Origin of the sequence: Sphingomonas kyeonggiensis (genome assembly GCF_014196745.1) — a bacterium.
Taxonomy (GTDB): domain Bacteria; phylum Pseudomonadota; class Alphaproteobacteria; order Sphingomonadales; family Sphingomonadaceae; genus Sphingomonas; species Sphingomonas kyeonggiensis.
Map to the genome: position 1 here is coordinate 856,569 of NZ_JACIEH010000002.1, position 10,133 is coordinate 866,701.

At 66.6% G+C, this 10,133-nt stretch carries 5 protein-coding genes; all 5 read right to left on the reverse strand.

The window, feature by feature from the left end:
- Window positions 1-96: 96 nt before the first annotated feature.
- Window positions 97-3,138, reverse strand: a complete 3,042-nt coding sequence (locus GGR46_RS12935) for a TonB-dependent receptor domain-containing protein (protein WP_246426061.1) — start codon at window positions 3,136-3,138, stop codon at window positions 97-99.
- 35 nt (window positions 3,139-3,173) lie between these two features.
- The gene (locus GGR46_RS12940; RefSeq protein WP_183998348.1) at window positions 3,174-4,172 is read right to left on the reverse strand and encodes a glycosylasparaginase; all 999 of its coding nucleotides are present in this window, start codon (window positions 4,170-4,172) and stop codon (window positions 3,174-3,176) included.
- 273 nt (window positions 4,173-4,445) lie between these two features.
- Window positions 4,446-6,365 carry an alpha-L-fucosidase gene (locus GGR46_RS12945; protein WP_183998350.1) on the reverse strand — a complete coding sequence of 640 codons (1,920 nt, stop codon included), beginning with the start codon at window positions 6,363-6,365 and terminating at the stop codon, window positions 4,446-4,448.
- 14 nt (window positions 6,366-6,379) lie between these two features.
- A complete protein-coding gene (locus tag GGR46_RS12950) occupies window positions 6,380-8,704 on the reverse strand; it encodes a GH92 family glycosyl hydrolase (RefSeq protein WP_183998352.1) in 2,325 nt (774 codons plus the stop codon).
- Window positions 8,701-10,125: a glycoside hydrolase family 125 protein gene (locus GGR46_RS12955; protein ID WP_183998824.1), complete on the reverse strand. Its 1,425-nt coding sequence runs from the start codon at window positions 10,123-10,125 to the stop codon at window positions 8,701-8,703. The genes GGR46_RS12950 and GGR46_RS12955 overlap by 4 nt, the downstream gene beginning before the upstream one ends.
- Window positions 10,126-10,133: the final 8 nt, after the last annotated feature.

Below are 10,133 nucleotides of genomic sequence, written 5' to 3' on the forward strand. Positions count from 1 at the left end.
ACGGCCTCTGAGGCACGCTCGCGGCCCCTTACGCCCAAAATAGAGGGCCCGCCTTCCGGAGAAGACGGGCCCAGGGGCTAGTCGTGAAAAACTAGATCAGAAGTTGATCGTGGTGCCGATGGCGACCTGGCGACCCAGCGAGTCGTAGCGGGCCGACAGCGTGTTGTTGCGCGACAGGCCGTAGTTGTACGAGTTCGGCAGGATCGGCGGGGTCGTGTCGAGCAGGTTGTTGACCGCGAGACGGACCGAATAGGCCTTGTTCACGCGCACCGCGAGCGACAGGTCGAAATAGTCCTGCGCGTCGATGCGGTAGAAGGTCGCGCGGTTGTCGCCCGGGTTCCACTGCAGGTTGGGATCGTTCGAGTTGGTCACGTTGGTCAGCGGACCGAGGTGACGCCAGTTGAACGATGCGCTGAAGATGTCGTCAGCGGTCGTGTAGGTGGTGCGCAGGTTGTGCGACCACTTCGGGATCAGCTGACCGCAGCCCGAGCCGTAGTAGCCGGCGCAGTTGTACTTCTTCAGGATCGGCGAGTCCTGGCCACCGGCATAGGTGGTCAGCGAGGCCGAGAAGTCGAAGCCGAGCGTACCGACCTTGGCGAGGTTCAGGTTGTACTGGCCCTGGAAGTCCCAGCCCGCCGACTTGCTGCGATAGTAGTTGGTGGTGCCGCCGCGGATATAGCCCGAGGTCGGGTTGCTGTTCGGCGTGCTGAACAGCGTGCCGTCGGCGTTACGGACGAACTTCGAGCAGAAGAACTCGCTGCCGGTCTGGGCGCAACCATTCGAGAAATAGTCGTAGCCGTTATAGCCGATCGAGTCCTTCAGGTTGATGATGAAGCGGTCGGCCGAGAAGGTGAAGCCCTTCAGGAAGCGCGGCTTCAGCACCAGGCCGAAGGTCTTGGTGTAGGCGGTTTCCGGATCGACCGGGAAGCCGCCGCTGCGGAAGGTGCAGCCAGCCTGGCCGGCCGGGAGCGTCGCACCGTCGCCGCACAGCAGCGTCGCGCTGCCGTACAGATTGTCCGCCAGGCCGGTCGCGCGGCAAGCCTCACGCGATGCCACCGGCGCGCCGTAGGTCACCGGGCCGCCGGGCGTCGTGCTCGGGATCACGGTCGGGGCGCAGATGTCGTTATAGGCGGTGGTGATCCGGCTCCAGCTCGAGTTGCTGCCCTGATAGGCCTCGACGACCGTCGGGGCGCGCTGGGCGCGGTTGATCGATGCGCGGAAGGTGATGTCCGGGATCGGGGCCCAGATCGCCTCGCCCTTCCAGGTCGAGAACTTGTCCGGGTTGCTGCTGTACTTCGACACGCGGTACGCGCCGTTGAGCTGCAGCAGGTGGGCGAACGGCTTGCGCTGTGCGAGCGGCGCCTGCACTTCGACGCTGCCTTCCCACACATGCTGGCCCAGATTGGAGTCCGTGCCGCCATTTTCCGCGCGGTAGATATCGTCGGCAAAGCCGCGCAGCTTGTCCTCACGATATTCGGCGTTGAACGCCACGGCCAGGCCGTCTTCCGCGAACGGGCTGGTGATGCCGTACTTGCCGAGATCGCCCTGCACGGTCGCGATCGCGTTGTAGAGCGTGTTCACGGTCGTGGTGGTGCCGTTGCGGCCGGTCAGCAGGTAGTTGGCGAGGGCGGCGTTGTTGTTGTTCGCGCTGAACGCATCGAACGGAACGCAGCTCGGGTCGGTGCCATCGACCACCGACTGGCAGGTCGGGGTGCCGTTGACGTTCACGACGTTCAGCGAGCGGTTGATCTTGGCGAAGTCAGGGAAGTTGCTGCCGGTATAGTCCTGACGGTTGCGGGCGTAGACGCCGCCGACGTCATAGCTCCACGCCTCGGCGAAGTTGCCGCGGATGCCGGCCGAGATGCGGGTACCCTGGTTGAGGTACACGTCTTCGGCCTGGGCCAGGCCGTTGAAGCGGTAGCGAACGTCCAGATCCGCCTTGGCGGTGGCGCTGCCGGCGTTGACGCCGCAGAGCGCGGTGGCCTGCGAGGTGGACAGGAACGGGTTGTTGCAGTTCACCTGGTAGGGCGTGCTGCCATAGGCGGTGTAGCTGTAGACACGTGCCGGGAACGGGTTGCTCGAGCGGTCGCGGAACCACATGCCGTTCACATAGAGCTCGGCAGCGTCCGACAGGTGGAGCGAGGCGAAGCCGCCGGCATTCCAGCGCTCGTTCTCGCGCTGGAACGAATAGCCGTCATACGGATTGGCGGCGTTGCCGACACCAGCGCCGTACGGCACGAAGGTGCGCGTGCCGTTCGGGTTGTTGACATACTGGGTGCCGCTGTTCGGGCCGCTGCGCGGCGAGACATAGCCGCTCGGCGAATAGGTCGACACCGAGCAGGTCAGCGGGCCGTCCTTGACGCTCTCGACCAGCTGGCAAGCCGAAGTCTCACGCGCCGAATAGGGCACGAGCTCTGCCTTGCGGTAGTTGACATAGCCGTTGAGGCTGAGGTTGCCGTCGAAGAACTTCTTGCCGGCGGTCAGCGAGATGTCGGCGCGGCCACCGTCGGTGGTCAGGCCCTTGGGCGTGCCGAAGGCATAGGGGCCGGCGACCTTCGAGACGAGGCCCGGCTTGTTCTCATGCGCGTAGAAATTGTAGTTCGCGTTGAGCTGAAGGCCTTCGAAGTCCTTGTTCATGATGAAGTTCACGACGCCCGCGACCGCGTCCGAGCCGTAGACTGCCGAGGCGCCGCCGGTCAGCACGTCCACGCGCTGGATCAGCGAGGTCGGGATCATGTTCGCGTCGAGGCCGTTCATCGTGCCGAGGCGCTTGCCGTCGACCAGGATCAGCGTGCGCTCGAAGCCGAGGTTGCGCAGCTTGATGCGCTGGCGGCCGTCCGAATCCTGATAGTTCTGCTGGCTGTCCGGCGCGACCTGCGGGATGCGGTTCATCACTTCTTCGATGTTGACCGCCGCCTGGGCGCGGATCGACTCCGAGGTAACCGAGGTGATCGGCGATGCCGCCGTGGTGTTCGGCCGGTTGATGCGGCTGCCGGTGACGATGATCGCACCGGTGTCCTGCGTATCCGCAGCCGCTGCTGCGGTGCTGTCCTGTTCCGCTTCCTGCGCCATGGCAGGCGCAGCGATCAACACCGCGAAACAGGTGGAACTCAACAACAAGGCATTGAACTTCTTCATTAATTCCCCCTTGGAAAACCAGGAATGGGTGAGGATTACTTGGAGGCCGCGGGCTTCTTTAAGCTCTCGGAGGCCAGGACTTGGGTTCGTCCCTCGAGGTCGGTCACTGCGTAGGTGAAGCCGGGCTGGAGCGCGAAGGCGCCGATCTCGCCGCGATGGTTGATCGCCAGGAAGCCGACCTGCGCGTCGCGCACGGCGTCGCCGCGCAGCTTGAGGATGTGGAGCACGGCTTCGCGGCAGGCGGCCTGGGGCGACATGCCGGCGCGCATCGAGGCGACGACGCGAGCCGATCCGGCAATGCGGGTGACTTCCTCGCCCACACCGGTGGCGGTGGCGCCGCCGACGCCGGCCTCGACGAACAGGCCGGAGCCGGCCTGGGGCGAATCGCCGACGCGGCCGCGCAGCTTGAACGCCATGCCCGAAGTGGTGCAGGCGCCAGCAAGCTGGCCGTCGGGTGCGCAGAACAGCATGCCGATCGTATCATGGTCGAGCGCCGAGCCGCGCTGGTTCTCGATGTTGACGATCGGCTTGTACTTGGCGGTCTTGAGCCAGTCGCGCCACGCCTTCTCGGCCTCGGCGGTCGGCATGGCGACCTTCTCGAAGCCTTCGGCTTCGGCGAACTGGTGCGCGCCTTCGCCGACCAGGAAGGTGTGCGGCGTCTTCTCCATCACCCGGCGCGCGACGGAGATCGGATGGGCGAAATCCTCGAGCGCGGCCACCGCGCCGACATTGCCGCGATCGTCCATGATGATCGCGTCGAGCGTCACATGGCCGTCGCGGTCGGGATAGCCGGCAAAGCCGACCGAATGATTCTTGGGATCGGCCTCGGGCACGCGGGCACCGGCTTCGACCGCATCGAGCAGGCTTCCGCTCTTCTTCCACTGCGCAAAGGCCGCGGCATTGGCGGGCGCGCCGAAATCCCAGGTCGAGAGAATAAGGGTACGGTTAGCGGGGCGGGCGAGCGCCGGCGCAGCAACGCCGAGGGCCGCGCCTCCGATTCCCAATCCCATAGCGCCGCGGCGAGACGTTTTCATCGACAAGCACCACCCAATGACCCGGCCGCCTGAAGGCGGTCTCCATGTGTCCGGGTCTTATCTGCAGACCCTCGACTGCAATGAAGTTGTCATAGGTGAAAAATCACTTCAATACCAAAAACGCATTTGGTGCTATGTGTCGTGAGCATCTTGCGTACCAGTTGCAAAATTACGTCACTCCGGCGCGGCGCGCCTGGCTCACAACGCACAACGCGCCACAGGACGAGCGGGTTGCTCGCCATGTGACGCGTCGTGCGGCTTGGTTGAGAGGGGTTAGCGGGCGGGCGTGAAGCCGCCGATGCCCGCGATCGCGAGACGGCCGGCCGGCACCGCAGTCTCGGCGAAGCTGATCCGCAGGTAGCGCGAGAGGCGCGGCTTCGCGAAGGCGATCCGCTGGGTCGAGAGCGCATAGGCGATGTTCGAGAACTCGCCGCTCGCCGCTGGTTCCCAATTGGTACCGTCGCGGCTCGTTTCCGCGACATACCCACGTGGCGGCGCGGCGCCGGTCATCACCTGGCGCGAAGGCGTGAGGCTGAAGCCGGCGAGATCGGCGTCGCCGCCGAGATCCACCGTCACCCTGGCGGGCTTGCCGGCGGTGGGGCTGGGCTGCACCCAGATCGTGCTTGCCTCATTGTCGAGCAACTTCTCGGCACTGGGGGCACTCGCCTCGACCACCTTCCATTTGGTCACGTCGAGCACGGTCGGGTCGGTCGAGACGATCACCGGTACCGGCACCGGCGCGACCGAGGCGAACAGGGCGAACTCGCTGATCGCCGGGCAGGCCGGCGCCTCGAGGATGCGCAGACGCACCCGGCGCGGGGCGATCGGGGCGGTCAGGCGGATAACGCGCTGGGCCGAGATGCATTCATGCTCGGCCAGCGTCTTCCAGACGCCGCCGATCTCGGCATCGACCGCGAAGCGGGTCACGCGCACGCCGAGCGGGAGATACTCGCGCAGCCGGATCACGTCGAAGCGGGTGCCCGGCTTGAGGTCGAGCGTAAGGCTGGGCGTGGTCGCCTGGTCGGGCGTGGTCCAATAGGTCTCGCGATTGCCGTCGAGCACCCGCGCCGGCGCGAAGCCCGGACGGGCGTGGCTGGCATGCGCCACGGCACCCTTGGCGAGATCCTTCGCAAAGGTCGCACGGATGGCGTCGCCGAACGACTTGAGGATCTTGAAGTCCTGGTCGGGAATCCGGCCGCGGCGATCGGGCGGGAGGTTGAGGTTCAGGTTGGTGCCACGGCCCACCGACTCGTCATACAGGCGGATCAGCCGCTCCGGGCTCTTCACCTTGGAGTCCTCGTCGGAATGGTAGAACCAGCCCGGACGGATCGAGACGTCGGTCTCCGCCGGCCACCAGATCGCGCCGCCGCGCACGCCGGCATTGCCGTTCTTCTGGTCATAGGGCTCGTCCGGCATGGTCGGCCAGCACGGATCGCCGGCGACGCCGTCCTCATTGCCTACCCAGCGGATATCCGCGCCGAGCGGATCGAAGGTGCAGGCGTTCGGCTGGAGCTTGTGGACCAGCGCGACGATCGACGGCCAGTCATAGTAGCGCGGCGCATCGATCTTCCGTGCCTCGCGCGCGCCGCCATAATAGCCGTCGCCGCCATTGGCGCCGTCGAACCACACTTCGAACAGGTCGCCATAGCGGGTGCACAGCTCGGTCAGCTGGGCGCGGTAATAGGCGACATAGGCCGGGCGGCCATATTCGGCATGGTTGCGGTCCCAGGGCGACAGATACAGGCCGAAGGGCAGCTTGGCGCGGCGGCAGGCATCGGCCATCTCGCGGACGATGTCGCCCTTGCCGTTCTTGTAGGGGCTGTTGCGGATGCAATGCTCGGTGAGCATCGTCGGCCACAGGCAGAAGCCGTCATGATGCTTGGCGGTGAGGATCAGCCCCTCGAGCCCGCCGGCCTTGGCCGCCGCGACGATCTGGTCGGCGTTGAAATCACTCGGGTTGAACAGCTTGGGGCTCTCGTCGCCGAAACCCCATTCCTTGTCGGTGAAGGTGTTGATCGAGAAATGGACGAAGGCGTATTGCTCGCGCCCGTGCCAGCGCCACTGGCGCGGGCTGGGCGTAGCGCCGAAGGGCTTCGGCATGTTGGCAGGCGCGGCGGCCTGGGCGGGAACGGCAGGCAGCGCGCCGGCGGCGAGGCCGGTGGCGAGCAGGGTGCGCCGGGACAGATCGGTCATCATTCTCTCCAGGATCAGGCGGGGCTGCGGCCGAACGACGGCGGCCGGTCGGCGCGCGCGCGGCCAAAGGCGCGGTTGGGTTTTGCGGACATGGTGAAGCGCAGCGTGCCGCCGGCGGCGATATCGCGGTGCGAGATCCAGCTCTTGCGCCACGGGCGGCCGTTCCACGTCACCGCGGCGACATAGGGGGTGTCGGCACGGTTGCCGGGGGCCTCGACCACCAGCTTGCGGCCCTTGCCCAGCTGCATCTCGGCACGCTCGAACAGCGGCGAGCCGAAGACATAGACGGCCTCGACCGGATCGACCGGGTAGAAGCCGAGCGAGGAGAGGACGAACCAGGCGCTCATCTGGCCGCAATCGTCATTGCCGATGATGCCGTCGGGGTCGTTCTTGTACATCTCGGTGCATAGCCGGCGGATCATCGCCTGCGTCTTCCAGGGTGCGCCGACATAGCTGTAGAGATAGGCGGCGTGCTGGTCCGGCTCGTTGCCATGGGCGTACTGCCCGACCAGCCCGGAGATGTCGGGCGGCGCATTGTCTGGCAGGGTCGAGGGTGCGGTGAACAACGCGTCGAGCTTCGCTTCGTACGCGGCGTCGCCGCCCATGTGCGCGATCATGCCATAGATGTCGTGCTGGTTGAGGAAGGTCGCCTGCCAGCCATTCGCTTCGGTATAATCGCGCCACCACGGCTTGGGCATGTGGCCGAGCTGGACGGGATCATAGTCCTTCCACCACTGGCCATTCTCGAAGCGGGGGCGGGCGAAGCCGATCTTGCCGTCGATGACGTTGCGCCAGTTGCCCGAGCGCTTGTGCAGCCGCTCGGCATCCTCGGTGGCACCGGCCACGCGTGCGAGATGCGACGAGGCCCAGTCGTCATAGGCATATTCCTGGGTACGGCTGACGCTCTCGAACACCTTGTCCGCCGGGACATAGCCGAGCTTGTCGTACAGGTCGCGGCCAAGGCTGTTGTCCTTGTCCGGTGCCGAGAAATCGAAGCTGCACTTGCGGATCGCCGGCCAGGCCGCGGCATAGTCGGCGGGGATGCCCTTGGCATGCGCCTCGGCGAGCGGGACGACGCCGTGCCAACCGATCATCGTGCCGGTTTCCTTGCCCTGCAGCGGCCAGACCAGCGGGCCGAAGCGCGACTGCGCCGTCTGGCGGATCATGTCGTCGATGAGCAGCTTGGTCTGATCGGGCGCGACCAGGGTGAGCAGCGGATGCAGCGCGCGATAGGTGTCCCACAGCGAATAGGTGCTGAACGCCGCACCGCCCGCGGGCACGGTCTGCGTCTTGCCGTCCATGCCGGGATAGCGGCCATCGACGTCGGACACGAGCGTGGGCGCGAGCTGCGCGTGATAGAGCGCCGAGGAGAGGATCGTCCGCTGGTCGGGCGTGCCGCCCTCGACCTTCACGCTGCCCAGCGACTTGCTCCACAAGGCAGCGGCGTCGCGGCGGACCCGGTCGAAGTCCCAATGCTTCGCCTCGGCGGCGAGGTTGGCGCGGGCGCCATCGGCATCGACCGCGGAGATGCCGCAGCGGATCACCAGCGGCGCGCTGCCCGCATCGTCATAATGGAGCACGGCCTTGAGCCGCTTGCCCGCGACGCGGGTGGTGCCCGCCGGCTGGGCGACATCGTCGTCGCCGATGAAGGTGATGCGGTCGGGCTTCCGCGACAGCTGCATAGCGAAGAAGATCCGCCGGCCCTTGGCCCAGCGGAACACGCGGCGCGTGCCGCTGAGCGTGCCGTCCGCGGCGAGCTCCAGCAGCGCCTCGTCAACCAGCGGCGGCGAGTCCGACTTGTCGAGGATGAGGTGCGACAGGTCGATCAGCACATGGCCCTTGCCCGCCGGGAAGCGATAGCGGTGCCAGCCGGTGCGCTCGGTGACGGTCAGTTCGGCCTGGACGCCGGTTTCCAGCGCGACCCGGTAATAGCCCGGCTCGGCATGCTCGCCCGAGAAACGCTGGCGATAGCCTGCGTCGGGGTTCTCGGGTGTGCCGGGCTGGAGCTGCACCGGGCCGGTTGCCGGCACCACCAGCACATCGAGCATGTCGCCGATGCCGGTGCCGGAGAGATGGGTGTGCGAGAAGCCGAGGATCGAGGTGTCGGTCTTGTAATAGCCCGAGCAGGTTTCCCAGCGCTCGACGCCCGTATCGGGGCTGAGCTGGACCATGCCAAAGGGCAGGGTGGCGCCGGGATAGGTATGGCCGGTGCCGCCGGTGCCGATGAACAGGTTCGGCTCGACCGGCGGGGCCGGCAGGCGGGCATGGGCGGGGAGGGCCGCGGTGGCAGCAAGGCCGAGGCCGGTGGAAGCGAGGAGTTGGCGGCGGGTGGGGTTCACAGCGTTTCTGCCAGCAATTGGGGACGGGTATCGGCGAGGTGGACGATGAGTTCGCCGAACAGGCCATTGGCCCAGGCGAACCACTCGCGGGTGAATTTGGCGGGATCGTCCTGATCGACCGCCTCATGGATGAAGCCGGTGCCGCCATCGCTGTCGCGGATCATGCGCAGGCACTGGCGGATCGTCGCGTCGTCCGAGGAGGAGAGCGCGCGCATCACCAGCGACATCGGCCAGACCTGGCCGAGCCCGACATGCGGGCCGCCAATGCCTTCGACGACCTTGCCGCGCGACCAATAGGGGTTGTTGTCGCTCCACGCCGCATCGGCGGTGCGGCGCCAGAGCGGGTCGGTCGCCGCGAAGCAGCCGAGATAGGCGAGGCTGGAGAGCGAGGGGACGTTGGCGTCGTCCATGAAGATCGTATTGCCGAAGCCGTCGACTTCGAACGGGATCACCTCGCGCCCGTCGGGCAGGCGCATGCGGGCATATTGGCGCAGTGCCGCGTCGACTTCATCGGCCAGCGCTACGGCGTCGGTAGCCAGGGCTGCGTCGCCGCGTGCGGCATTCGCGACCACCGCCAGTTCACGCAGGGCGGTCACCGCGAAATAGTTGGACGGGATCAGGAAGGGATAGACGCAGGCGTCGTCCGAGGGACGGAAGCCGCAATGGATCAGCCCGACCGAACGCGAGGGCGCGCCATAGCCGTCGAGCATCAGCGATTCGGTGGGGTTGTTGCTCCTGCGCTGGAAGCGATAGGGGCCCTTTCTATCCTTGCGCTGCTGCTCGCGGAAGGTCGCGATGCTCAGGCGCGCGGCTTCCGCCCAGAGCGCGTCGAACGGCGTTTTGTCGCGCGTCGCCTGCCAATAGCCATGCGCGAGACGCATCGCATAGCAGAGCGAGTCGATCTCCCATTTCCGCTCGGCGACCCCCGGCTTGAGCGGGAAGCGATCGTCGAGCGACCAGCTCAGATTGGTCCTGGCGGCGGGATCCTCCATGAACGCATTGGCATAGGGATCGATCAGGATCGAGCGCGACTGGCGGGCGATCAGGCCGTGATAGAGCCGGCGGAGGTCGGCGTCCTCCTTCGCGAGATGCAAATACGGCTTCACTTGCGCCGAGCTGTCGCGCAGCCACAATGCGTTGATGTCGCCGGTGCGCACGAACGCGTCGGGCGCGCCATCGATGGTGCGCATCGCCACCGTGGTGTCGAGCGTGTTCGGATAGCAGTTGCCGAACATCCAGCGCAGCTTCGGATCGCCGATCTTCTTCGAGACGCGGACGATCTCACGCTCGACCGACTTGCTGACGAACTTGCGGTCCGCAGGCGCGGGGCGGTGGCTGACGAAGCCGGTTGCCTTCTGGGCGAGGGCCGGTGTGGCGACGAGCGCGATGCCGGCGCCGATCATCGTACGACGGTCGATCATTCCCTTGG